This is a genomic window from Ruegeria sp. BG9 (assembly GCF_056538305.1).
This window is the reverse complement of record NZ_JBQFSY010000002.1, coordinates 367879-392924: the sequence shown is the minus strand read 5'-3', so window position 1 is coordinate 392924 and position 25046 is coordinate 367879. Positions and strand designations below refer to the sequence as shown.

The following is a 25046-nucleotide window of genomic DNA, read 5'->3' as shown; positions in this document are numbered from 1 at the left end:
AAAACCAGTGTTGGCCAGAATACGAAACCAAATTCTCAGAACATCATGCAATCTCCGCCCGGCGGAAGCGGCGGAGATCCTTCAGGCAAGGTGGGCGTGTAGTCAAATGTCACAATCTTCGCGCCGCCGTCGAATGCTACAAACAGTTGGTTAGATCCCGGCCTGATGGCGATGCCTTCAGGGTCAGTTCCGAATTCCAACAGGCTTTGCTGGGCGAGCAGTTGACCATCTGCCGTGAACTCATACAAGCTGTTTGACCCTTCCCAGTCATCAACAATCAACATGTGACCGGTGCGTGGGTCAATCGCGATGCCTTGTGCCTCACTTAAGGGGGGAGAGAGCTTCATGGTATCCAACCTCGCCGTCAAAGCACCCTCTGAAGTGAACCAGGACAACCGTTCCGGGTCATCTTCTACGGTCACGATCTGCCCCTTGGCGTTGATCGCGATCCCCTCGGTGTCTGCGAATCCGCCTTCCAGAGTGAAAGGCGCTCCGAGTGGCTCTCCATCTTTGGTGACACGTTGAAGACTGCCGAGACCATCGCCCAACAACAAGTGATCCCCTTCGATAGCAATTGCTTTGATACGGAAGAGATCGCTGGATATGCGGCGCAACTCATCACCTTGCAATGTAACGAGAATGGCCTCGGGCCCCTCGTTCGCAATCCACAACCCACAAAACGTCGGATCGTAGTCAAGACTTGCGGGTTGATTGAGCTCATACCGCCCTGTTTCGCGAAGCTGCAATGCCGTGGCCGGGGTCGACACAGCAAAAAACAACAAGGCGGTGGTCCTCACAAACACTCAGGATGCTCCTAACTGAGTTAGAAAGGTGGGGCGGTGTCGTGACGGGTCAATACAAAGAACGATTGGTCTCCTTCCAACAGTGTCCACCACATTGCCTGGTCAAAAAGATGCAGAACACCAAGAATCGGCGCAAGGTTGCGTGAGTTTGAAATATCCATCGACGCAAACCAAGTCGAAGAACTGGAGTAGTTTCTTGCATCGCAGCGGGAGCGGAGGTCCCCTACCACGCAATAACTATAGACGAGTCTGTCGCGTCACCACTCTCGGTGCCAAGTGCTACTTGGCTTTGGTGCTACCAATTTCAGAATTCGATCTGATTTAACCAAATTCACAGACAATTTGGTGTCGAACCCCGAAACGCTTAAGCTTCGGCGATCAATGTGCCCCAACTGGAAAAGCCACCGTCTGTCTCGCAGATGATCGTCTCCATCCCGGTTACCGCATCGTTCCCAAAATAGCAGTCCGCAAACGCACCGGTGCCAACAAATGATAGGGTCAGGGCAACAAGGCCCAAAGCTGCAATCCTCTTCATGATACTCACTCCTTTAGATGAGCTTCATTTGGGAGTTGTCTTTTGCTGAATGTATTTTGCTTTGATTAAGTTTTTTTAACTGAAGACTGTCTGTGGAGTCGTCTCTTCGGAACGCAGCACGCTCTGAATGTTCGCTCAGAAAAGACAGGTTCAGCATCTAAAATGAAGAAACAGCGCATCCGCGTTCAGGCATCGGCACAACTCGATCTCAACCGGTGTCAAGTAGGCCTATCTGAATATCACAGCCCTTTCTTGAGAGGCCTTCAGTAGAAACCAATCTCACTGACATCTACGCGGGCCTCGTGATCGCGCCCGAAGGCTACAACTCCAATTGAAGTGATTTCATCAGCAACGGGAATAGCGCGTAATATGGTGCCAGAAGCCTTGAAACCTGACAGAGGCAAATAGACTTCGGCCCAGTCTTTAGAAGTTGCGAACGCGGCCTGATAGTATTGCCACGGAAGCACCGTGCCGCGTGTTCTGAGGTGAACGAAATATTGCTCACCGTTCCCCCGTACCAATAATCTGACGCCTGATACACCCTCATCTGGCCGATCAGACAACTTGCGCCGGAACTGGATGAAGCCGCCGTTGTTTTCCGTACTGACCGTTCCGGTCAGCCGCGCGAATGCAACATCACCTTCCGAACGAAACTGCACTTGTCCTGAGGAAACTCCTCCCATGACGGTGTCGGCAACGTAGTCCCAACGCGTCTCCCGAGACTTGGAAAAGTCTTCAGTCAGTTTTTCATCAGCCTGAGCCATTGTGCATCCAATGATAACAAGACCTGAAACAAGCCCAATGAAGTTGGCAAGCATTTCGTTCCTTCTCAGTTCAGTATCGCAATGGAAAGGTTCAGCGCCGTGGCAAATGCGACCCATGCAAAGTACGGCAGGAAGGCCAGCGTAGAAACCCGATCCGAATTCCTGACCTGAACGATGAACATGACGATGACAGCCAACAACGCGACAATGACCACAAGGGCAATCCACGGCAGTTGCAGTACGAAAAAGGCTGGGGACCACAAAAAGTTCAGACCCATCTGCGCCCACCACAGCTTCATGGCGGTCGAGCTTCGGTCCGCTTCGAACTGACGCCAACCAACCATAGCGATCAAAACATATAGCACTGTCCAAACTGGCCCAAAAATCCAATTAGGTGGATTGAAAGCCGGTTTAGAAAGCTGCGCATACCAATCGCCGGGTGCAGTCAGTGTCCCAATAAGGATGCCGCCTCCCACCATGAGCGCAAGGAATACTATGCGGATCAACCAATTCGACATTTTGGGATAGCTTTCAGCAGTCCTTGGTGGTCACATTGACAAATGCCTCGGAAGAGAAGGTCGCCGTACTGGTCTTATCCGCATCAGTATACGAAACCGTGGCGCCTTCGATCTCCGACCCCGTTACGGTGATTTCGCGTTGCCCGATTGTGTCATCGACATCGATGGTAAAGGCTAGTGTGTCACCGGCTGCGAGGGAGGCGATCTCAAGTTCTATTGTATCTTGCCCGTCCACGACCGCTGGAATTTGCCGCAGAGCATCCGAACCCTCAACGAATTCGAGAGGTTGGAATACCTCCACTCCAGCACCCTTTTCGGTAACGTCGAAAATCAGACGTCCGGCAGATTGCGACAAGTCAATTTTGAGGGTCGAGGCTTCTACTTCGCAAGCTCCGACATTTGTCAGAACAAAACGGTCCTTGGGTGCGCTTTCTATAAAGCGAATTTGTACACCAGCTTGAAGCGAAGTAGCTGAAATCAATCCAAGGGTCGCCGCAAGAATACTCTTCGAGAACATATTTATCTCCTAACTAAACGGTTCTTGATAGATACGCCTCGGCGGGTTTCCTGGATCAGACTTATACCCTTCGACTATCGTGGTTTAGCTGATAGGAGCTTTCGAAGTTCAATGCTCCGTAACCAGAACGGCGAAGTCAGAACATGCCATTGTCATTCTCGCTTTTTGCTGGAACTTCCTGAAGAACGTCCCAGTGTTCGACAACCTTGCCATCAGCATCCAGGCGAAAAATATCGATCCCGGCGTACTCGAGGTCATCGGGCCAGATTTGATGGCAATGCAGAACAACGTGATCGCCTTCAGCAAACGCACGTTTGATGTCCACACGCTTTCCCGGGTATTCGGCGGCCATGCGCTCGAAGTACTCGACAAAGGCTTGCTTGCCGTCGCCAACATGCGGGTTGTGCTGCGTATAGGTTTCCCCAACAAAGGTCGCTATGGCCTCGGCAGGTCGACACGCGTTGAACATCATTTCATAAAAGGCGATGACGTTTTTCTTGTTTGTTTCTAGGTCCCGCATGCTGATCTCCAAATCGACGTTATTACCGCCCAAAAATGTTGACCCACGTAATTCTTGGAAGCAACCCGGCAAGGATCTCGATCATTGATCGGCAAAGAGTTACGAGCTTGATTTTGCGGCCCGACTATTCCGAGGGTTTTCACTTACTCGGTTTCTTCGAAATCAATATGAATATGATTTCCATCAGGATCGGCCACGTGGATTTGGACCATTCGGGCGCCGGGGACGTCAGTTTTGCGGTACTTGATCTGACTCGAATTCAATTTTTCTTCGAACGCGCTCAACCCCGTGGCTGAGAGTGCAAAATGCTCGAGCTTGAGCTTCACTTCGGAGCCGACACTTGGCGTTCCTTCGTGCCCCACAAGGTGAACCACCGCGTGATCACCCGCATACAACCAAGCTCCGGCAAACGGAAAATCAGGGCGGGCCCCGAGTTTCAAACCCAGGACCTCTTCATACCAAGTAACCATCTCAGGCAACCTGTTCGTCACAATATTCACATGATCCAGCCGCTCAATTCTCATCTAAAAACCCTCAAGCACAAGCTTCCCTTTGGCCTTGCCGCTTTCGAGGATAGCATGGGCTTTCATTAAGTTTGTAGCATTGATCCTACCGAGTGTATCAGTCGCTGTGGATCTGATCTTTCCATCATCTATCAACCCGGCGACCTGATTCAGGATTTCGCTTTGACGACTCATATCTCCAGTCCCGAAAAGCGACCGAGTGTACATGAACTCCCAATGCAATGAGATCGATTTGGGTTTGAACGGCGCGATGTCGAAGGTCTCAGGATCGTCGATCAACCCAAAGCGACCTTGTGGGGTCATCACCTCTCCGCCTTGAGAGGCATAAAGCTGGGAATGGTTTGTCGAATAGATGAAATCCACGCTGTCGATACCGAGAGCCTCGAGTTGTGAGCCAAAAGGTTCCGCATGGTTGATGACATAGTGCGCGCCTAGCTCTCGAACCCAGTCTTGTGTCTCGGGTCTGGACGCAGTGGCAATCACTGTCAAGTCAGTGAGAGCCCGCGCCAATTGAATCGTGATTGACCCGACACCACCTGCGCCACCAATCACCAGCAACGTCTTGGTCCCGCCGGAAACGGCATCTTGTACTCGCAAGCGGTCGAACAGCATCTCAAAGGCAGTAAGCGTCGTGAGCGGCATAGCCGCCGCCGCTTTCGCCGGTATGGATTTTGGCGCGGCTCCGACAATACGTTCATCCACCAGATGAAACTCGGCATTGGTTCCCGGTCGGTTGATCGCCCCGGCATACCAAACTGTATCTGCCGGACTGAAAGTCTCCACCGTTTCACCAACGGCTTCGACGATCCCTACTGCGTCCCACCCCAGAATATCAGGTGCTGGACCAACAGGAGCACGGTTTTGCCGAATTTTCGTATCGACCGGGTTTACTGAAACGGCCTGCACCTTCACCAACAAGTCGCGCCCCTTCGGCGTCGGTTTGTCGGCCTCGAAGTCGATCAAGGCGTCCGCTCGATCAATCGACCCTGTCTCACGGTATCCCACGGCTTTCATAGCGTGCTCCTTTGTCCGGTTCTGCGTCAACCAATGACTGTCATTTCATTCAACGTGAATTCTGCAACGGCGCCCTCTGTAGCTTCCAGGTAAGCCGCAAGGTGCTGAGCACCCATGTGGGTTTGCCAAAGCTCGCGGCTTTCCCAATTTTCGTAGAACACGAAATGAGCCGGGTTGTCGTTGTCCTGGTGCAGGTCGTAGTTAATGCAACCCTCTTCGGCACGGGTTATGTCGATGAGCTTGATCAGCTCACCCTTTACGAGGTCGATCTTGTCGGGGTTGGCTTTGATGTTGGCGAGGATTGTCAGCTTGGCCATTGGAATACGTCCCTTGTGTTCTTGAGCGATGAGCAAGATTTACGCCGCATTACTCTCGGGATAAACAGGTCAGGATCGAACATATAATCCGGAATTTCCGTTTAATGCTCTTAGACAATCTTCGCTTGTTTCTGACCATAGCCGAGAAAGGCAGTCTGGTGGCTGCGGCGCGCGAGATAGGGATGTCGAGTACGACAGTGTCCGAGCGGCTCGCGGCTCTTGAGGCACATTACGGTGTGGTTTTATTCAACCGCACCACCCGTTCCATTAGCCTGACCGAAGAAGGACGAGTACTAGCCGATGGGGCAAGAAACGTCCTCAGTGAGGTTGCGGACTTGAATACACTTGTTCGGCACGGCGCCGAAACTCTGTCTGGTCCAATTCGCATAAGCGCACCGATTGACTTGGGGCGGAGCATTGTTTCCGAGGTTATCGCCGAATTCACCGAAGGGAACCCTGCCGTCTCAATCGAACTGTCCCTCTCAGACGGCTATGTCGATCTTGTCGGCCAGGGTTTCGACCTCGCCGTTCGCTTCGGCAACATCACAGACAGCTCGCTCAGGTTGCGAAATCTAGGAAGCTACCAACGTTTCGTATGTGCGTCCCCAAGTTACCTGGCCTCATTCGGAACGCCTGAAAAACCAGAAGATCTATTGAACCACAACTGCTTGGTCATGAGGTTTGGGGACATGATTGACAACGTTTGGGAGTTTGGATCAGGACCAAATGCCCAGCGCGTATCAGTAAAGGGAAATCGAATAGTCAATGATGGCTCACTCATCCGCGATTGGGCAATCGCAGGCCATGGGGTCGTCTTGAAGTCAGAGCTGGATGTCGGCGACGATGTTCGATCTGGCAGACTTGTTTCAGTCTTGCGCGACTTCCTCCCGCCCCCGAAACCTTTGCAAATGATGTTTCCGCCGAGCCGAGCCCAACCACGCCGCATAACGGCCTTGGCTGAGCATTTGCGTCGCAAATTTGGTGTGAGTTGAGGCCGCAGGGGAAGACACTAACTGATAGCCGCTATGTTTGCTCAATGAATTTCAACGTTGCGTGTGCTAGCTCTCTGCCAGCATCTTCTTGAATGAAATGCCCAGCTTTTGGCACAACGATATGGTTTTGACCAACTGCCCCAGGGATCGACTTTTGGAACAGCTTGTCTACGCCCGCCATGACCCTGTCATCTTCTCCAAAAACAGTCAGAAACGGGGTGTTGAGGGTCTTGAGGGTTTCCCATGCGGCTCGGTTGGCTTCTGAAGCTGGATTGTCAGGCGAGTCGGGCACCAGCATTGGAAACTCTCGAGCGCCTGCCAGATAGCGCGCGTCCGGGAATGGTGCGTTGTAGGCTGCGACCTCTTCCTTTGAAATCTTGGATGTAGTGCCGCCAAAAACGATACGGCCCGAATTAAATTCAGGCACAGATTGTGAGTATTCCCGCCAAGAAAGAAATGCGTTGCCCAAAGGCACGTCACCGGTGGGTAAGGCCGTGTTCGCAACAACCACACGAGAGAACCGCTCGGGCATACTCGCAACCAGCCGCAAGCCAATGAGTCCGCCCCAGTCCTGACAAACCAATGTGATGCCGGTCAGGTCAACTTTCCGCAACCACTCGGACATCCAGTCTACATGGCGTTGGTAGGTGTAGTCGGATCGCTCAGTGGGCTTGTCCGACCGGCCAAACCCAATCAAATCAGGAGCCAGAACTCGATGACCCGCATCTTTGAATAACGGAATCATGTGCCGATACAGGAAGCACCAGGTTGGCTCTCCATGCATCAACAATACTGGCGGTGCCTGTGCCGGTCCCTCGTCCAAATAGTGCAGTCGGAGAAGACCGCCCTCGGTATCATCCACATCAAGATAGTTCGGTCCAAATTCGAAATCTGGCAACCCGTCAAACTGGCGGTCCGGTGTGCGAAGGAACTTCATCGTGAACTCTCCAAAATTTCCGACGGTCTTGGTCCGACAACAGTGATCGATAAAACTAAAACGGTCCAGTTCCAGCATATGTCGACTTCAGGTTTGGTTGAGTTGGACGCATTGCTTCGGTCCTTCGCGGAGGAGGCCCTATTTGCAGACGTCTTGAATCTGCACCAAAAAAATTGGTCTCAAAAACCTTATCTTTTGAGTTCCTCTGAGATGAAGCAGAGTTCATCTGTACGGATCGCCGAGGGGCGGCTCAGAAGAAAATCGCAAGCCCGGTCATTGATACAACCAAGAAAAGGAGAGTCATGATTCCGCCCGAGCGAACAAAATCGACCACCCGGTAGCCTGCTGGGCCCATGATCAACGCGTTCACCTGGTGTGTTGGGATCAAAAATGAGTTGGACGTTGATATTGCCACGGTTAGAGCAAATACAGCCGGGTTACCACCCGCCGATACAGCAATAGAAACTGCTAGCGGCACCAGTAAAACAGTTGCACCTACGTTCGACATGACCAGCGTGAACGCCGTTGCCAAAATGGCGATACCTGCTTGTAAAGACCAGATCGGCCACCCCTTCAGAAGGGCCAACACATGCGCTGCAATCCAATCCGCAGTGCCGGTGTTCTGAACCGCCTGACCTAACGGGATGAGTGAAGCAAGTAGAAAAACTGTGCTCCAACTTATCGACTCGTAGGCCTCATCGATCGACAGCACCCGGCTCAAAACCATGCCAACAGCGCCAACTAGCAGGCACAACGACAAGCGCAGGTCAGAAAATAGAATTAAGCTCAACGCTATTAGGAAGAAGGCGAGCGCCCATCCGACCTTGTGTGGCCGCAACTCTTCCTGGGGAAAGTCCGAGGTGACAACGACGAAATCCCTGTCTGACTTCACTCGTGTCAGACGGTCCCACTGCACATGCACCACACACGTGTCACCGGCTTGCAAAGGAACTTGCCCTATATGAGTGGCTGAATGATCTTCGGTCTCAACGTGGCTTAGTGTTTCTTCGCCACGCTGAATGGCCAACAAAGACAAACCATGTGTTTGGCGGAGACGTAAATCGATCGGAGTCTGGCCGATCACTGAAGAACCGGGAGGAATAACAACCTCGGCCACACCCGATTGGGTCGCGGCGAAATCGTCTGCAAAGACATCTAGTTGGGGCAGGATCTCCAAGCCGTAAGGCTCAGCAAACTGGTGCTCAACCACCCGACGCAGGCCAAGCACGGCGAGCCGCGCCGGGGCTTCAATCTTAGTATCAGCCATCGGCGCGATGACCTTGTGGCCGCGATAAGATGTGCCCAGAATGTACATGTTATGGGCGACCATCAGATCCGAAAGCGTTTGCCCGATAATGATCGAGCCTTCAGGGACACGTATCTCAAACATATCGGCCCGAAGCCCGTATGTGGCTTCGACATAAGCCTGCATGGATCGCGCCGAGCTTGCGTCTTCTCCACGTTCCCGCCGCGCTGGAAGGACCCAACGACCAAAGAGCACAAAGTATAGTACCCCTGTCAGCACCAGCATCACACCGATAGGCGTTACTGAAAACAACCCAAACGTCTCCATTTGTTGATCAGCTGGAAGGGATGAGTTTGCCGAAACAATCAGGTCATTCAACAGGATGAGGGGCGACGACCCGACCAATGTGATCGTACCACCCAGAATCGCGCAAAACCCCATGGGCATCAGCAACCTACTCATCGGGATTTCCGTACGTGCTGAGATGCGGCTTACAACAGGCAGAAAAAGCGCGGCAGCTCCGACGTTCTGCATGAAGGAGCTGATGACACCAACCGTTGTTGATATGATTGGGATTATCCGGGCCTCTGTCGTGCCACCGTTCTTAAGGATCAAGGCCGCAACTTTTGACATAAGTCCGGTCTTATCAAGCCCAGCGCCAATTATCATAACTGCGATGATGGACATCACTGCGTTTGAGGAAAAACCTTCAAAGAGCCTGGAGACATCGGCAAGATTACCCAGCCCCGGTAGATAGCTCAGTGCGCCAAGCAGCACCATTACGAGAATTGCTGCGACATCGATCCGAATAATCTCAGTAACAAAAAGTAAGACCGTGAAAGACAATAGACTCAGTACGACTATCATTTCGTACGTCAGTGTTGGTAATTCCATATCGCACTCCCAAACTAACGTTACCTGATTGGTAGCAAATGCGAAGGACCAACTCTGCGCCGAAGGTAAGGCCAAATTCTATCAGGCCGGCTCATGAAGCTCGTTTTCTCGGACATGATATCTTCTGAAACATGGAATTCGCCAACTCAAAGAGACCCTGATGATAAACTCAAAAGTGTCTCTTAGTCACCTCAATCGGAGGGAAGGCGTCCATTCCCAGACTTGTGATAAATCCCCGCATCCAGAATATCTATTGCCTTACTCGAGAAATGAGCGCGTCCAAACCGGCGCGCTCACTCTATTTGCTATTGCCTGTCACCAAGGAGTTAAGAGTGATGCATCACTCTGCGGCAACCACTTCCTCTTCCAGTGCCGGGTAGTCGGTATATCCTCTTTCATTGCCGCCGTAGAGGGTCGTTTCATCCAACTCACTCAGCGAGGCATCTTTCTCCAGCCGACTGACAAGATCCGGGTTGGAAATAAACGGTCGGCCAAAGGCCACCAGATCGACGGCGCCGGTATCAACCGCTTCTATTGCCATTTCGCGGTCATAGGCATTGTTGCCCATCTTCGGACCGTCAAACAAATCATAGAGCGCCTTTAGATCGCCACCTTCGGGAATACCGCGCGGGCCACCGGTCTGTCCTTCTACGAGATGGAGATAGGCCAACCCATAACTATTCAACAATTTGATCGCATGCGAGAACGTCGCCTGTGGGTCACTGTCGGAAATGTTGTTGGCGTTCGAGAAGGGGCTGAGGCGGACACCAACACGGTCGGCGCCCCATACGTCGACAACTGCGTCCATGACTTCTTTGAGGAACCGTGCTCTGTTCTCGACAGGACCGCCATATTTGTCTTCACGCTTGTTGGACTCGTCCCGCAGAAACTGATCAATAAGATATCCGTTGGCTGCATGAACTTCGACACCGTCAAATCCAGCTTTCTTGGCGTTTTCTGCGGCCCTCCGGTAGTCGCCAACAATGCCAGCTATTTCTTCGATCGCCAGAGCACGCGGCTCAGACGTTTCAACAAACTGCTCACCATCAAAGGTCTTGGCCTTAGCGCCAATCGCGGATGGCGCAACAGGGGCACCGCCATCCTGCTGCAAGCTGTTGTGCGAAATTCTGCCCACATGCCAAAGCTGGATCACAATCTTTCCGCCCTCAGCATGGACGGCTTCAGTCACTTTTTTCCAGCCGTCGATCTGTGCTTTGGAATAAACACCGGGCGTCCATGCATAGCCTTTGCCTTGGGGCGAAATTTGCGAAGCTTCCGTGATGATCAGACCAGCACCCGCCCTTTGCGCGTAGTACTTGGCCTGCAATTCATGGACGCTGTCATCCTCGGCTCTTGCCCGGTTGCGGGTCAGTGGCGCCATGACAACGCGGTTTTTCAGTTCAATTGCGCCAGCTTTGATGCCGGAGAACAGTTTTTCATCAGCCATTGCTGCTTCCTTCTTTGGTTTACTTCTATCAGACAGTTTTGGACTATTTGGTCCAAAATTAGGGCTGCGATTTCTTCATGTTTTTGATTTCAAAACATTAAGTTAGGTGTAGCTAAGGTGATATCACCAACCGAGCTTGATTCAGAGTTTGCGATATCTGCTCCGCGGGAACACCCGCCTTCCGCAAAGCTAAAGTACCGATTGCAAGGGAGGCAAAGGCACGCGCCTTGTCGAGGGCCTGTCCCGGATTCGAAGGCTCAAGCGCTTTCGCAATAATCTCGTCAATACTTTCTAAATGTTGTCGCCCGAGAGCCGCGACTTCCTCATCATGAGGAGCAAGCTCCGTTAGGCAGTTGATCAGCATGCAGCCGTCACGACCGCCTTGCGGGTTCGCCAAAGCTTCCATTATTGCACCAACGGGGTCATCTCCGCCCGTGTCCGCGACCTCACGCAGAGTTTTTAAACCACGCCTGGAATAGTGGCTGAGGGCTTTGTGAAACAAAGCTCGCTTGCTGCCGAACGTTCCATAGAAGCTGGATCGGCTCAAACCCATGGCCTTGGTCAGATCATCCACAGATGCGGTCTCATATCCCTTGTGCCAGAATACGCACAGGGCTTTTTCCAAAGCCTCGGCTTCATCAAAGCCACGAGGCCGACCCGGGCCAACAGGCGAATTGTTGTCGCCAACTATAAGAGTATCTTCGCTCATGCGCTAGATTTGGAATGGTCGGTCCAGAAATTCAAGGGGCCTGTTGAGGATTCTGGTTTAATCAGTCCGAATTGTAGCCAACAACAGGATTTTAGGTTTGTAGGAATACCGGACCCGCCCGTCGCGCTCGCTATATGGCTGATGTACGCCAAAACTGCCGACGGAGACCTATGCATTCCGGAGTTGATTGACCACGAAGTTGGACAAACCCAATCAAACATGACCGTAGTAGTCGCGAGAAACGACTGCTGAGTAGGCATAGTACAGCAAGGTCCCCCAATCGAAAATCGGCATGCCAACCTCGCGCTGTGCTGCACGAGAAAACGGTTGCATCCCTGTGCATTCATAAACGATGGCGCCGACATTCGGATCGCGTGCCACGAGTGCCTTTGTCGCTTCGACCACCTGTATTTCGCAGGCTTCGTAACGTGCGTGCGGCTCTTACGGGCGTTTTTCCGGATCCCAGAGTTTGTCGAACTCGGTCACCCCCAGCTCGTCCTGGGCGCCGCCAACGATCAGGTTGGAATTCGGATCAATTCCGACGGCTTCGAGGTGGCGATCAGTCAGGAAGCGGCGTTGAGCACAAAGGATTACCACCTTCTTGCGGCTGCCTATGACGGTCTGGGCAAATGGCGACAGCAGCAGGCTGGACGTGAACACTGGCACGCTTACGGCGGTGGCGACATCCTGCTGGAAATAGGCAAAGAAATCACATTCTGCGGCAATGGCGCGGCATCCGTATCTTTCCAACCGCTTTGCGGATGCAATGATCGGCGCGCGAAGTGGTGTTGTGTCCTAGTCCCAAACCAAGGTTTTGTTGCTGACGTCCGTGGCGATCTCGTATTGGATCGGAAAGGGAAACGCGCTTGGGTTTCGCACGTCGCCGGGGAAGCCCGGATAGGCGTCTTCCAGAAGCATGACGCCAAGGCCATCCCATAGCCCACATGGTTCTGACGCACGCGGATATCTTGGATGCCGGGGTCAGGGGAGCATAAAACATTTGGTTGAGCCTTTTCCTGGCAGGAAATTTAGGCAGGCCAAAATACAGTCGACCCGCCCCAGCCCGATCAGCTGTCGCGTTTGAGGAAGTCGACTAGCAGGGTCGAGATCTTCTCAGGCTGGTCTTCCATCGAGAAGTGGCCGCAGTCCTCGAGCACATGCAGTTCCGAGCCGGGGATGGCGGCGTTCAGCTTATGGGCCCACGCAACCACCTGCCAGGCGTCATCCGCGCCCCAGATCAATTGAACCGGGCGCTCACCGAGCTCGGCGTAGCGCGGTGCGACTTCATCGGTGTGCCTGGGGTCGTAGTGCATAACCTGATGCTGAAAGAAACTGCCCTGGCCTACGGGACCACAGATGAAATCGAGGTAGGTTTCCATTGAGGTCTCGGCAAGACGTTTCTTGTTCTGTACTGTCGAATAGAGCCAATCCCGGAAATGCTCACGGTGTTCTGCATCCGGTGCCTTGATCAGCTTCTCAAGACCCGCTTGCATCTGTTCATGGGTACGCTTCGAGGGCCAGCTGTCATAGCTTACCACGTCGATCATGGTCAGCGTGTGGACACGCTCAGAGGATTGGATGCCGAACCGCTGGGCGATACCACCACCGATGTCATGGGCGATAACATGCAGGTTATCCAGCCCCCAGATGTCGAGCAGCCCTTCAAGGATCGGAACCTGTCCGGTGACTGAGGTGTCGATGTTCGGGTCGCGTGGACGCTCCGACAGACCACACCCGAGCAGGTCGAATACATGCACCTTGTATCCGGCCTCGACCAGCGAAGGCAGGATGTTGCGCCAGATCCAGGACGAGGACGGAGTGCCGTGGATGAGGACCACGGGTTCGCCTTCACCATGCACGCCGTGGGCGATGCGGTTTCCGTTTATCACACAGTGTCGGTCAACAAGTTGGGTCATGATGTTTCTCCTGCTTAGGTGGGCTGGACGGGCAGCTATTGGGGATGATTTCAAGGAAAGGGAGCGCAGGACCGGTCAGACGCTCCAAGCAAAGATGCCGTAGGCGCCGGCGGCGATGTAGAAGCCCTGCATCGTCGTCCAGCCCCACATCCGCTTGCGCACCGCAAGGGTGAAAAGAAGGAGCGCCGACAACAGGAAAAATACGAAGGAAAGCACCTCGTATCCAGTATTGGAAGTGATGAGCAGGGAATAGGCGATGGACAAAAAGGCTCCACCCCACTCAAGCGATTTGTTTGCATCGGTTGTCATGTTTCAATCCGTTTTTTGACTTTCCCCGATTGTAATTTCAGAGCAATCAATCTATCAAATGAATGATCTTTATGAATCGATAAGATATTCGAATGGGAACATGCCATGGCTGAACGGCTGGAAATAGATGGCCTACGGGCGCTTCTGGCAATCTCGTCTCATGGGGGCGTCACCCGCGCGGCCGAACATCTTGCGCTGTCGCAACCGGCGGTCAGTCACAAGGTCAGACGGTTGGAAAAGGTGCTGGATTGCGATCTTCTGGCGCGCCGAGCTGGCGGGCCGCTGTTCACCGAGGCGGGTGAGCGGTTGCTGGGATATGCACAGCGCATGATGGATCTGCATGACGAGGCGCTGGCGGCGTTGGGCAAGAAACCACTCAAAGGTATGATCCAACTGGGCATGACTGAAGACACAACGGGCGGCGACGTGGCCCGCATTTTGGGTCGCTTCACCCGGCTACACCCAGAAACCCAAGTGCGTACACGGATCAGCCAGAGCCTGACCCTCGCAGGCTGGTTGGAGGCCGGTGAAATCGACGTTGCAGTCATGCAGGTCTTCAGCCGCGATGTGCTCCCTGACGATCTGGTTCTCTATGAAGACCAGTTGCATTGGATCAAATCGCATGACCTTCCATTGGACCTGTCGGTCCCGGTGCCGTTTATCGCCTTTGACAGCAACTGTTTCTACAAACACTGGGCCAGTGCCGAAGGGGCGCGGGGCGGGCAGCGGTTTGAAACGGTCTTCGAATGCCCCAGTGCGGCGGGTATCCTATCGTCCGTGCGCTCGGGGTTGGGGGTCGCGCTGATGAACGGGCTGCACCTGTCGCCTGACCTGGAGGTTGTCGAAGATGTGTTCCCAGAGCCGCCTTCCATCGCCTATGTCGCGCGAACTCGCCCCAAGAACCGGAATGATGCAGTCAAGGCGCTCATCCAGGAAATCTCCAGACAGGTCAGAAATGCAATTCCCCTACGCGTTGCTTGAAGAACCAGCCCTGGCCTCTATCGAAGCACAGGCAGCCCAAATTCTCGACGAAATAGGGATTGAGTTGCGGGGCGATCCCGACAGCCTCGACGCCATGACGTCGGTCGGGGCACGGATCGAAGGCGAGCGTGTGCGTATCGGTGCTGACCGTCTGCGCGATCTGATTGCACATGCGCCCGCCTCCTTTATCTGGCAAGGAAAGACCGAAGCGACTTCGGTCACGGTCGGAGGCGACCGCCCGGTGGTCGTCCCCTTCTATGGCCCGCCGAGTGTCCGTCACGCGGACGACACCATCCGCCAGGGCACGCTCGAGGACTACCGCGAACTCGTGCGCCTATGCAAAGCTTCACCGGCAATCGACAGCACCGGCTTTCAGCTTTGCATCGCCCATGAGGGCGACGCACTCGTGCCCTACATGGAGCTCGCCCGCGCCCATCTGGAGCTTTCAGATAAGCCGATGATGGGCACCGTCTTGTCCGAAGACGCTCTGCGCGAGGTTGCCAGCGCGGCTGGCGTCAAGGATACGGACGAAGACTGTCGGTTGCTTCACCTGATCAACCTGACGCCGCCGTTGGTCTTTCAGGCCAATCCGCTGCGCTGCCTGCGTGCATCGGCTGAATTGGGTCAGGCCAGCCTTGTTGCCTCTTACATGATGATGGGGGCCACGGCGCCGGTGACCATTGCCGGGGCGCTGGCTCAGGGGCTTGCGGAAATCATGGTTGGACTGGCTTTGACGCAAGTCTATCGCCCCGGGGCACCGGTAGTGGGCGGGATCTTCGCAACCCCGTTTTCGATGCAGTTCATGGGTCCGATCTTTGGAACACCAGAATCTCACCTGGCCCAATTGGCAAGTTGCCAGTTGGTGCGCCGACTTGGGGTCCCCTGCCGTGGCGACGGTTTGGTCACGTCGTCCAAGATCAATGACGCTCAGGCCGGATATGAAGGCGTCAACGCCTTCGGAGCATCTTTGGCCGGAGGAGCCGACCTGATCCTGCATGCGGCGGGCTGGCTGGAGTTTGGCCGGACCGTCGGTGTTGATAAGTTCGCTTCTGATGAGGCGATCCTGCAGGCGCAGCTCTCAAATCTCCAAAGCTGCCATTCATCAGGAGACTTCTGAACAACGGCTGTAGGCCGTTCGTTAAACTTTGCAAAACCTGGTTTCTGTGCGTCACAGACCTTCGCGAGAATCCAAGCAAAAGGCCTCATGGAACCCAAAGTTCCTTAGGGAGACCCTTTGCGGGATTGAGCAACACAAAGGGCCGTAACCGCAACGACTTCGCTAAAAACTGATTGAATTCATCGCAATGGCAGACAACCGCGCAGCGCAAAAGCTATGGGCAAACTACGCAGACATATGGGTGCACATAACTTTGCACGATTTGCCCAAAGCGTTGCATGAATGGTCATAGCGCATGGATGTCGAACGGATCGGAGAAACCTTTGATCCTAGTGCCGACAAATGTCTCCAGTACATTAACCGTTTCCAACAGATCGCAGGTTTCTTGATCAACCAGAATTCGACTTCCAGTTTTCTGCGTTTCTGCTTCCAGGCGAGCAGCAAGGTTTACGGTCGATCCGATACAAGTATACGTCGCCCTGTTGTCTGTACCGGCATAACCAGCGACGACTTCTCCAGTCGCTATTCCGATACCGATTTTTAGGTCACTTTTCCCTTCCGAGCGCCGTTCGAGATTTAATATCTCAATCATGTTGTGCATTTCATGCCCTGCCGCCACTGCGCTTTGCGCGGAGTTGGACAGCGACTGCGGAACTCCGAACAGAGCCATCAAACCGTCTCCCAACATCAGGCTGACAATCCCGCCATTGCTGGTAACAGCCTCGAACATCAGCGTGTAGAAAGTGTTGAGCAGGTCGATTGTTTCCTCGGGAGCGAGATCTTCCGATAGGGTCGTGAAGCCGCGAATGTCACAGAAAAGGACCGAAGCGTTGGCACGTTTGCCTCCTATCGCAAAACCGGATTCTTGCAGGTCTTGTGCAACCTCCGTTGTTGCAAAGCGCTCTAGCAGTCTCTTTTGTTCGTCCCTGAGCCTTTTCTTTTCAAGACCGCTGGAGACGCGTGCACTGAGGAGTGTCTTATTGACTGGTTTTGGCAGGTAGTCTTCAGCGCCCAATTCAATGCACCGCACGACATTGTCCAGACCCTCAACAGAAGACGTTACAATTACCGGCAGATCGCGCAGGTCGGTGTCGGATTTGACGGCTTCCAAAACCTGAAAGCCGTCCATTTCCGGCATTTCGATATCCAGTAGAAGCAAGTCAAACGGCTGGCTAGACAGCATCTCCATAGCAACCCGGCCGTTTTCCGCGACCGATGCTTGGTGACCCAAAAGCTCTACGCTGCGCGACAAAAGCAAGCGGTTCACCTTGTTGTCGTCGACGATGAGCAAATGGCCGGGAGCGTCAGTCATCAATCAGACTCCGTAAAGCCGTGGCCGCAGTGGTGAGGGCTGTCTCCAACGCCGTCGCATCTTTTAGGTCTCCAGCCTCGGGCAGTTCTCCAAGCTCGACTTTCTTGGCCAGTTCGGCAAGAGCCGTCGCACCAAATGTGTTGGCGTTTGACTTGATAGAATGCGCAGCACGCCGGTAACGGTCGGCATCGGCCGCAGCCGCAGCCGCTTTCAATTCGTCAATCATGCCGGGCGCTTCGTCGAGAAAGGTGTTCACAAGTTCGGCTGCAAATTCTTCGCCTGTGGCGTCTTTAAGCTCTGCCAAGATTTCATGATCAATTGGGCTGTCAGTCATGAATCACCTTCTTATTCTTGGGGAATTTAACAGGGCTTCGATTAGGACAGGTACACGGATCGGTTTGGTGATATAGTCGTCCATCCCTGCATCCAGGCACATCTCACGGTCCCCCTGCATTGCGTTCGCGGTCATCGCGATTATGCGAGGGCGACTTCCGTCCGAATGCGATTTGTTGATACGACGAGACGCTTCAAGACCATCCATCTCGGGCATTTGCACATCCATAAAAACGACATCGTATGTTTGCCGGTTTACGCTTTCGACCGCCTCAGCACCATTGCTGGCCAAATCCGCGCGGTAACCCATCTGCTCGAGCAGTCGGAGTGCAAGTTTCTGGTTCACCAAATTATCCTCAGCCAGCAAAATGCGCAGTGGATGTCGCGTTGCCATATCCGGATCTGTTTGAGGTTTGTCCTGTGGTTTGGACGGCTTTACGCGCACCTTTTCAGTCGCGAACAGTGTGACCAGGGTGTCGAACAAGTGGGATTGGCGCAAAGGTTTGGCGAGGTTGGCGGCGAAGAGCCCATCTTCCAGGTCTATATCTCGCGGGCCAAGTGAACTGAAAAGGATGAGTGGCAAACCTGGCTTCTTGGCGCGAACCTTTTTGGCAAGCTCTTCTCCATCCATTTCGGGCATATGCATGTCGAGAATAGCCAAATCGAACTCGACGCCTTCTTCTAGTATGCTCAGCGCCTCGAACGGAGACTCACAGGTCGTGGTCTGCGTGCCCCATTTCTCGGTTTGAAGAGACAGGATTTTACGATTGGTGGCATTGTCGTCCACCATCAAAATTCGTTTGCCTTCGAGTTCAGGCTGAACGCCGACGAGAATGCGTGAAGATGACTTAACCGGCTTTGCAGGTTTTGCCTGGATCTTGAAAACAAAAGTGGAACCGCTCCCCTCGCCATCGCTTTCAGCCCACATGGTCCCGCCCATGAGTTCCGCAAGACGTTTTGAGATCGCAAGACCCAGACCAGTGCCGCCATATTTCCTGGTCGTTGAACTATCTGCCTGACTGAATGACTGAAATAATCGACTCATGCCTTTTTTGGATAGGCCGATTCCGGTGTCTCGGACTTTAAACGTCAGTTCGAGCATTCCCTGTACCTTGGCAGGTTGCTCAACAGACAGAACCACTTCGCCGCTTTCGGTAAACTTCACTGCGTTGGAAAGAAGGTTTAGCAGAATCTGCCGCAATCTCGTTAGATCGGCGCTGATCGCCAGCGGCAGCGCGTCATCGAACTCATAGGCCAAATCGAGTTGTTTCTCGGCAGCCTTGCCGCTGATTAAGTCGAGCGCGCTTTCTACACACTCGCGCAGGTCAAACGGATGGTTTTCGATATCCATCTGTCCGGCCTCAATTTTCGAGAAGTCGAGGATCTCGTTGATGATTCCCAAAAGCGCATCGCCGCTATCGCGGATCGTATTGGCATAGTCGCTTTGTTCTGCATCCAACTCTGTGTCCATTAACAGCCCGCTCATCCCGATTACGGCATTCATGGGGGTTCGAATTTCGTGAGACATCGTCGCCAGGAAAGCGCTTTTTGCTTCGTTTGCTTCCTCAGCAACTTTTCGCGCCTCTTCAGCCTCGCGGAATAGACGCACATTCTCGATGGCAATTACCGCCTGGTCTGCAAACGAGTAGGCGAGGTCGATCTCATCTTTGGTAAAGGCGCCAGCTGTTTTCCGAGCGAACACCAACACACCCAAACACGCCTTGCCTTTTATTAGTGGCAGCAACAGAGCCGCGCGAACGCCATGCCTGTCATACGTAATCTGTTCGAATGGTGAGAGTTCGAGAGTATCCCAATCCGGAAGGTGGAGCATCTTCTTCTCATGAAGAACCTGCGCGGGAAAACTGGACATCGGATCCGGATCGATAGGGAAACTTTGGTTCCCTTCAAGGGTGGCAACACCGTCTGCACTCACCCGCGCAAGCACCTCGAACGTATTACCTTGAGCGGTCATGGCCGCAACCATATCAGAGGAAACCAACCGCACACCTGCTTCTGCAATTGCCTCGAAGACTGGCTTGATGTCGTCAGGAGATTGGCTGATCACCCGTAGAACGTCCGCACTCGCAGTCTGACGTGCCAAGGAAGCCTGAGTTTCATTAAACAGGCGAACGTTTTCCAGCGCGATGATGGCTTGATCGGCGAAGGACTCGGCAATGGCGACCTCATCTTCGCTGAAAACTTTGGCCGTTTTTCGGATGAACACCAAGGCACCGAAACATTCCGTCCCGCGCATCAGAGGCACTGTCAGCGAAGACTTGAACCCTTTCCTGCGGATGATTTCTTGATCGCGTGGGGGTAGCTCATCGTACCGCCATTCGGGCAAATGCAAGGTCTTGCCGCTCTTGATTGCCCTTGAGGGCAAATTGTCTTCGGGATCAATTGGCAGGCGCTCGTTCCATGTGATTTCTTCGACGCCATCGGGTGTCGCGGCGGCGATTTGCCAAAGTTCAGTCTTGTTCGCCTGAATAGCAATCGACAGGTCGCAATCTATGAGGGTCGTCGCCAGTCCGACAATCTTTTCAAAAACCGGCTTGGTATCTGTTGGGGACTCAGAGATTACTCTTAAGACATCCGCGCTTGCGGTTTGGCGCGCGAGGGCGGTCTGCGTTTCGTTGAAGAGTTGCGAGTTCTGAATTGCGATTATTGCCTGAGACGCGAAGGTCTCCATTTGCTTGATTTGTTTTTCGTCAAAAGCAGCCGCTGTTCGGCTCCCCATACTGATAACACCAATTGTGTCACCGTCACGGATCAGTGGCACGGAAAGTACGGATCGATAGCCTTCGAGATTAGACTTGAGCAGCGGATCATAATTGGTGTCGGCTTGAGTGTCCTCAACATAGTCAGCCCGTCCATGCAGAAGCGCACGCGCTGTGGCCGACGTTTCCCCGGGTTCAAAAGGATGCGCTCTTAGAAAATCCGCAAAATTGTCCGACACATCGTGTCCGGCAAAATAATGGTACTTCCCATCTTCGGGTGTCTTAAGTGCCACGAAGGCATCCTGTAGGCGGCAAATGCGGGATGAGACGGCCAGCAATGCTTCCAGTACAGGCTCCAATGCATCAGGAGACCGAGAAATAACTTCGAGTACTTCGTTTGTGGCTTTTTGGTACTCTAACGATTCCTCAACTTCCGCCGTTCGGGCTGTCACCTCGTCGAATAGGTGCGCATTTCCAAGTGCAATTACCGCTTGCGAGGCGAATGTTTCAACCAAGGCTATCTGCTTGTCTGAAAACGCCGCAATTTTCGAATGAGCAAGTGAAATCACGCCGAGCGTGACCCCATCCTTGACCAGCGGAACCCCCAAAGATGAACGAAATCCGGCACCCAGCGCTTCTTCTTTCCAAGCATAATCCGGGTCGTGCTCAAAATCTTCAATGTAGACCGTTTTGCCTGTTAGCGCGACGCGTCCCGTGGTCGTGCCTTTGTCTGGAACAAACACCTGACGGTTTATGATGTCGTTGTGAGCTGCGGCGGAATTGTGGGTCGCAGCAACGTCATAAACTCCGGTTTCTTCGTTTAGAAGTGCGACGTAAGAAGCTTCGGGTTTGCAGATGCGAACCGCCACTTGCAAAATGGCTTTGAGAACAGGATCAAGTTCATTTGGCGAGCGTGAGATCACTCCCAGCACTTCAGACGTGGCGGTTTGATAGTCCAGCGCTTCTTCAACTTCTGCGGTGCGTGCCTGTACTTCTTTGAACAAACGGGTGTTGTTGATGGCGATCACAGCCTGGGATGCGAATGTCTCCAACAGGTTGACCTGTTTTTCACTAAACGCCCCAGGCTTCCGGTGGGCCATGACAATAACACCAACGGTCACGCCGTCGCTGACTAAAGGGACACCGAGGGTGGTGAGGTAATCACCGATCTCCGCCGCCACCTTCCATGTGTAAGTTGGATCCTTGCTCGTATCTTTTATGTAAACAGTCTTGCCATGAAGAGCCGTGCGGCCGATGCACGAGCCTTCCTCTGGGGCAATAGGGTTGTCTGACAGATAGTTAAGAAACGCATCACTCACGTTGTGGGACATGGCCACACGGTACAAACCATTGTCAGCATCCCGCATTGCGAAGAATGCATATTCTGGGTCGCAGATACGTGAGGAAACTTCCAGGATTGCATCCAGCACTCGTGGAAGATCGTTAGGCGAGCGAGAGATGACATCCAATACTTCTGAAGTGGCAGTTTGGTATTCTAGTGACTGCACGACTTCGGCAGTGCGTTCCTCCACTTCCCGGAACAGGTTGGCATTCGTAATGGCGATAGTGGCTTGGTCGGCAAAGGTTTCTAACAACTGAATCTGTTTGGTGGAAAATCCCGAAACCTCGGTTGAGCCAACCGAAATCACACCCACGACCTCGCCATTCTTAACCAATGGGACCCCGAGCACGGACCGATATTCCCCGACGCCGCTGTCTTCTATCCAGGTATAAGAGGCCTCGGTTTCAATATCTTCGATATAGACAGTGCGTTTCGACAGAATGGCACGCCCGCTTACACCGCTTTCATCAGGCGAAATAGGATGCGCTTTGACATAATCCGCAAAGGTCGTGTCCTGCGTGAGTATCGCATGAACATGAAAAAGCTGATCGTCGGGGTTCAGCATCGCAACATAGGCATCCTGCAATTCGCAGATCCGCGACGCCTCTTTGAGGATAGCGTCGAGAACAGGGGCCAACTCATTTGGTGATGCCGAAATCACCCGCAGCACTTCGGATGTGGAAGTCTGGTATTCCAATGCCTGCGTCACTTCCGCCGTGCGATCCTGGACTTCGCGGAACTGGCGCACGTTCTCCATTGCGATCACGGCTTGAGCCGCGAAGGTTTGAACCAGTGCCACGTCGTCGTCTGAGAAAGGTGCAACTTCACGGCGGTAGAGGACAATTACACCGAGACCCACGCCATCCTTCATCAACGGAACTGCCAGAACCGAGCGGGCTCCTTCAATCTCAACCATCTGAACCCGTTTCGGGTCACGATCCCTGAAGTACAGGGGGTCGTCCGCGATATCGTCCTGACGTATGACTTCGCCATCGATCATTGGTTTGATCGCAATTAATTCCGTGCGTGTAAGAGGCTCAACAAAGTTTTTGAGCGCTTCGTCAAAATCGGTTCTTGCGCCGATATTGGCCGGGATCGTTGCGAGCCCGCGGTCATTGTCAGCGACACATAAAAACGCGAGCGGGGCTTTGCACAAGCGGCTGGAGTTTTCGAGAATGCTTTGGAACACAGGTCTTTCGTCGTCGCGGCTACGGCTGATGACTTCGAGGATTTCTCGCGAGGCTTTTTCGCGCTCCAGTCGTTCCTGAACCTCTCGAAACTGGCGCGTGTTTTCTATCGCTATGACTGCGTGTTTGGCGAACTCTTCGATGAATTGCACGTCGGGATCAGAAAACGGGCGGACTTCGCGGCGGCTAACCGCAATAGCACCTATCGCCTGTTCCCCCTGCATCAGGGGCACAACGACCCGTGACCTGATGCCTTCGACCTCGACCATTGTAACAGCAGTAGGATCACCCGAGCGGTAGAACTCTGTGTCGGCGATGTCCTCGACGCGTACAACCTTGCAATTTCGTATCGCAGCCGCCGCCGTGACCGAACCATCAAGAGGCCACTCTTCTCCCAATTCGACGTCGGTTCTATCGTGCCCCCATGCACCGGCCAATTGAATATGGGTTCCCGCAGCGTTGACCAAAACCAGCGCCGCCTGATCTGCGTCACAGATTTCAGTGGCCTGCTGAAGCACGGCTTCAAAGACTCGTGCATCATTGTCCCGGCTTTTGCTGATAACACTTAGAACCTCCTGCGTCGCCGCTTGGCGTTCCAGCTGAGTGTGCAGCTCTTTCAGTTGACGAGTGTTATCGAGGGCAATGACGGCTTGCGCGGCAAAGCTCTCGACCAAAGAAATCTCGTCATCAGAAAAGGGTCGCACTTCGCGCCGGTAGATCCCGATGACACCTACAGGGTCACCATTTGCTGACATCAAAGGAACCGTCAGAAACGAACGGACACCTTCCTCATCAACCAATTGCCGACGCCAAGGATCCCCGTTGATGTAGTGGTCTGTCTCGCGCAAATCGACGTTGTGAATGACGCGCGCTTCCCGCACGGACTCGGCAATTTGTAAATTTGAGTCCAGAGACCAGCGATCCACGCCGACCTTGTATGTAGCCAATTGATCACCAAAATGGGCGGCGTATTCCAAATGCGTTCCTGCCTCATTTAGCAGGCTCAACGTGGCTACATCTGTTTCGCAAAGCCGGGCCGTGTTTTCCAAGATCGTCTGAAATACCGGCGCTTCATCATCCCGGGACCGACTGATCGTCTCCAGAACATCACGCGTGGCACCTTCACGCGCCAGACGCACCTGCAACTCGCTAAACTGTCGAACATTTTCGATTGCAATGACCGCTTGTGCGGCGAAAGTTTCAACCAGCTGGACCTGATCATCGGAATAAGGTCGCACCTCATCCCGTGCCAACATCAGGCATCCGATTGCGCTGCCACCCACTTTCAATGGAACAAAGAGATTGCTCCTGCACCCATGCGTGTCGACTATGAGCTTAAAGCGCTCATCTCCCGATTTATGAAAATCGGTGTCGCCCATATCGACAACACGTTTTGTCTCACCGCTGAGAATAGTGTCAGTCACGATGGAGTTGCCTGGCTCCATCGTGTATTTGCCGTCGAGCCAGAGCTGTTGAATATCCGGGTGTAAATTGACGCTGGCAACCAGTTGCTGACGAACATCCCCTTCTTGCCCGAGTACCAGACCGGCAAAAAAGGCATCACACAGATCTTTTGCCAGCGTTACAATCAGGTCGCATACTGGCTGGATGTCTTCCTTGGTCTCGGAGATCGCTTGCATAACCCGCGCGGTGGCTTCGAACCGAGCCTGCTGATCATCCGCGCTGAGCCCAGAGCTTTGCGCAGATGACGACGCTGAGTCAGCAGTCTCTGTTGATGCCTTCTTTCCACCCACCTGCGTTCGTGCCCCCACGCAAACTAATGAAACACACAAGACTGGAGTTTAGAGGGCATACGATAGAAGTCACAGTGTTTCTTTTTGGACTGTATCCGCGACTGAGCTGCCTCTTCTGACTAGTGCATTTTTTTCAGCTAGGATAGCTACGACAATGTGAGCGAATGCCACCAATAGGTATAATAATTTAATACCCGAGGGACAGTTGCGATCCTTCGACTCAAGGCCGTTTACGTTGCCTACCATTTTGGTCGCATCGGAGTCGGGTGCGGCTACAGCGAACCTCCTCTGTTATTGAATATCAATTTTTGCAGGCCTTAAGATTCGGGTATCGGCGTTGG

At 53.4% G+C, this 25046-nt stretch carries 24 protein-coding genes; 3 read left to right on the top strand and 21 right to left on the bottom strand.

The features are described from left to right. Positions 1–35: 35 nt before the first annotated feature. The 9 genes from ACR0I8_RS05600 to ACR0I8_RS05560 form a co-directional block, all read right to left on the bottom strand. A complete protein-coding gene (locus ACR0I8_RS05600; protein WP_480702845.1) occupies positions 36–782 on the bottom strand; it encodes a hypothetical protein in 747 nt (248 codons plus the stop codon). A 385-nt stretch (positions 783–1167) separates the two neighbouring features. Further along, the gene (locus ACR0I8_RS05595) at positions 1168–1338 is read right to left on the bottom strand and encodes a hypothetical protein (RefSeq protein WP_170380082.1); all 171 of its coding nucleotides are present in this window, start codon (positions 1336–1338) and stop codon (positions 1168–1170) included. 263 nt (positions 1339–1601) lie between these two features. Then, the gene (locus tag ACR0I8_RS05590) at positions 1602–2156 is read right to left on the bottom strand and encodes a CIA30 family protein (protein WP_480702843.1); all 555 of its coding nucleotides are present in this window, start codon (positions 2154–2156) and stop codon (positions 1602–1604) included. A gap of 11 nt (positions 2157–2167) precedes the next feature. Continuing rightward, the gene (locus ACR0I8_RS05585) at positions 2168–2581 is read right to left on the bottom strand and encodes a TspO/MBR family protein (protein WP_480702867.1); all 414 of its coding nucleotides are present in this window, start codon (positions 2579–2581) and stop codon (positions 2168–2170) included. A gap of 52 nt (positions 2582–2633) precedes the next feature. Further along, positions 2634–3137, bottom strand: a complete 504-nt coding sequence (locus tag ACR0I8_RS05580) for an aggregation factor core (protein WP_170380079.1) — start codon at positions 3135–3137, stop codon at positions 2634–2636. A 136-nt stretch (positions 3138–3273) separates the two neighbouring features. Next, positions 3274–3657 carry a nuclear transport factor 2 family protein gene (locus ACR0I8_RS05575; RefSeq protein ID WP_170380078.1) on the bottom strand — a complete coding sequence of 128 codons (384 nt, stop codon included), beginning with the start codon at positions 3655–3657 and terminating at the stop codon, positions 3274–3276. 143 nt (positions 3658–3800) lie between these two features. Then, positions 3801–4181, bottom strand: a complete 381-nt coding sequence (locus ACR0I8_RS05570; protein WP_170380077.1) for a VOC family protein — start codon at positions 4179–4181, stop codon at positions 3801–3803. Then, the gene (locus ACR0I8_RS05565; protein WP_170689335.1) at positions 4182–5195 is read right to left on the bottom strand and encodes a zinc-binding alcohol dehydrogenase family protein; all 1014 of its coding nucleotides are present in this window, start codon (positions 5193–5195) and stop codon (positions 4182–4184) included. It abuts the gene before it with no gap. Between the two features lie 26 nt (positions 5196–5221). Further along, complete coding sequence (locus ACR0I8_RS05560; protein WP_170507787.1) at positions 5222–5512, bottom strand: putative quinol monooxygenase; 291 nt, start codon at positions 5510–5512, stop codon at positions 5222–5224. Between the two features lie 104 nt (positions 5513–5616). Here ACR0I8_RS05560 and ACR0I8_RS05555 point away from each other — a divergent pair, with 104 nt between their 5' ends. Further along, positions 5617–6504 carry a LysR family transcriptional regulator gene (locus tag ACR0I8_RS05555; protein ID WP_170689336.1) on the top strand — a complete coding sequence of 296 codons (888 nt, stop codon included), beginning with the start codon at positions 5617–5619 and terminating at the stop codon, positions 6502–6504. Between the two features lie 31 nt (positions 6505–6535). Here the strand turns inward: ACR0I8_RS05555 and ACR0I8_RS05550 are convergent, their stop codons facing one another. From ACR0I8_RS05550 to ACR0I8_RS05510, 9 genes are all read right to left on the bottom strand, one after another. After that, a complete protein-coding gene (locus ACR0I8_RS05550) occupies positions 6536–7519 on the bottom strand; it encodes a haloalkane dehalogenase (RefSeq protein WP_480702840.1) in 984 nt (327 codons plus the stop codon). Between the two features lie 172 nt (positions 7520–7691). Next, positions 7692–9581 carry an SLC13 family permease gene (locus tag ACR0I8_RS05545; protein WP_170689337.1) on the bottom strand — a complete coding sequence of 630 codons (1890 nt, stop codon included), beginning with the start codon at positions 9579–9581 and terminating at the stop codon, positions 7692–7694. Positions 9582–9921: 340 nt separating this feature from the next. Then, the gene (locus ACR0I8_RS05540; protein ID WP_170689338.1) at positions 9922–11028 is read right to left on the bottom strand and encodes an alkene reductase; all 1107 of its coding nucleotides are present in this window, start codon (positions 11026–11028) and stop codon (positions 9922–9924) included. Positions 11029–11140: 112 nt separating this feature from the next. After that, the gene (locus ACR0I8_RS05535) at positions 11141–11737 is read right to left on the bottom strand and encodes a TetR/AcrR family transcriptional regulator (RefSeq protein WP_170689339.1); all 597 of its coding nucleotides are present in this window, start codon (positions 11735–11737) and stop codon (positions 11141–11143) included. A gap of 213 nt (positions 11738–11950) precedes the next feature. Further along, the gene (locus tag ACR0I8_RS05530) at positions 11951–12142 is read right to left on the bottom strand and encodes a hypothetical protein (RefSeq protein ID WP_480523943.1); all 192 of its coding nucleotides are present in this window, start codon (positions 12140–12142) and stop codon (positions 11951–11953) included. Positions 12143–12178: 36 nt separating this feature from the next. After that, positions 12179–12487 carry an aspartate/glutamate racemase family protein gene (locus ACR0I8_RS05525; RefSeq protein ID WP_480702838.1) on the bottom strand — a complete coding sequence of 103 codons (309 nt, stop codon included), beginning with the start codon at positions 12485–12487 and terminating at the stop codon, positions 12179–12181. A gap of 45 nt (positions 12488–12532) precedes the next feature. Beyond that, positions 12533–12655 (bottom strand): hypothetical protein, encoded by a 123-nt coding sequence (locus ACR0I8_RS05520; protein WP_480702836.1) that lies wholly within the window; start codon positions 12653–12655, stop codon positions 12533–12535. 149 nt (positions 12656–12804) lie between these two features. Further along, on the bottom strand, positions 12805–13653 hold the full coding sequence (locus tag ACR0I8_RS05515; protein WP_170689340.1) for an alpha/beta fold hydrolase: 849 nt from the start codon (positions 13651–13653) through the stop codon (positions 12805–12807). Between the two features lie 75 nt (positions 13654–13728). Next, entirely contained in the window at positions 13729–13962 is a 234-nt protein-coding gene (locus ACR0I8_RS05510) for a hypothetical protein (RefSeq protein WP_170689341.1), read from the bottom strand. Between the two features lie 105 nt (positions 13963–14067). On the opposite strand from ACR0I8_RS05510, the gene ACR0I8_RS05505 reads away from it, so the two are divergent. Then, complete coding sequence (locus tag ACR0I8_RS05505; protein WP_170689342.1) at positions 14068–14943, top strand: LysR family transcriptional regulator; 876 nt, start codon at positions 14068–14070, stop codon at positions 14941–14943. Continuing rightward, complete coding sequence (locus ACR0I8_RS05500) at positions 14918–16060, top strand: trimethylamine methyltransferase family protein (protein ID WP_170689343.1); 1143 nt, start codon at positions 14918–14920, stop codon at positions 16058–16060. Before ACR0I8_RS05505 ends, ACR0I8_RS05500 begins: the two co-directional genes overlap by 26 nt. Before the next feature lie 286 nt (positions 16061–16346). Here ACR0I8_RS05500 and ACR0I8_RS05495 read toward each other — a convergent pair whose 3' ends face one another. From ACR0I8_RS05495 to ACR0I8_RS05485, 3 genes are read right to left on the bottom strand one after another with little or no spacing between them, the layout of a single operon-like run. After that, positions 16347–17372: a response regulator gene (locus ACR0I8_RS05495; protein ID WP_170380065.1), complete on the bottom strand. Its 1026-nt coding sequence runs from the start codon at positions 17370–17372 to the stop codon at positions 16347–16349. Further along, the gene (locus ACR0I8_RS05490; RefSeq protein ID WP_170380064.1) at positions 17365–17706 is read right to left on the bottom strand and encodes an Hpt domain-containing protein; all 342 of its coding nucleotides are present in this window, start codon (positions 17704–17706) and stop codon (positions 17365–17367) included. Before ACR0I8_RS05490 ends, ACR0I8_RS05495 begins: the two co-directional genes overlap by 8 nt. Before the next feature lie 3 nt (positions 17707–17709). Then, entirely contained in the window at positions 17710–24705 is a 6996-nt protein-coding gene (locus tag ACR0I8_RS05485) for a GAF domain-containing protein (RefSeq protein ID WP_480702833.1), read from the bottom strand. Positions 24706–25046: the final 341 nt, after the last annotated feature.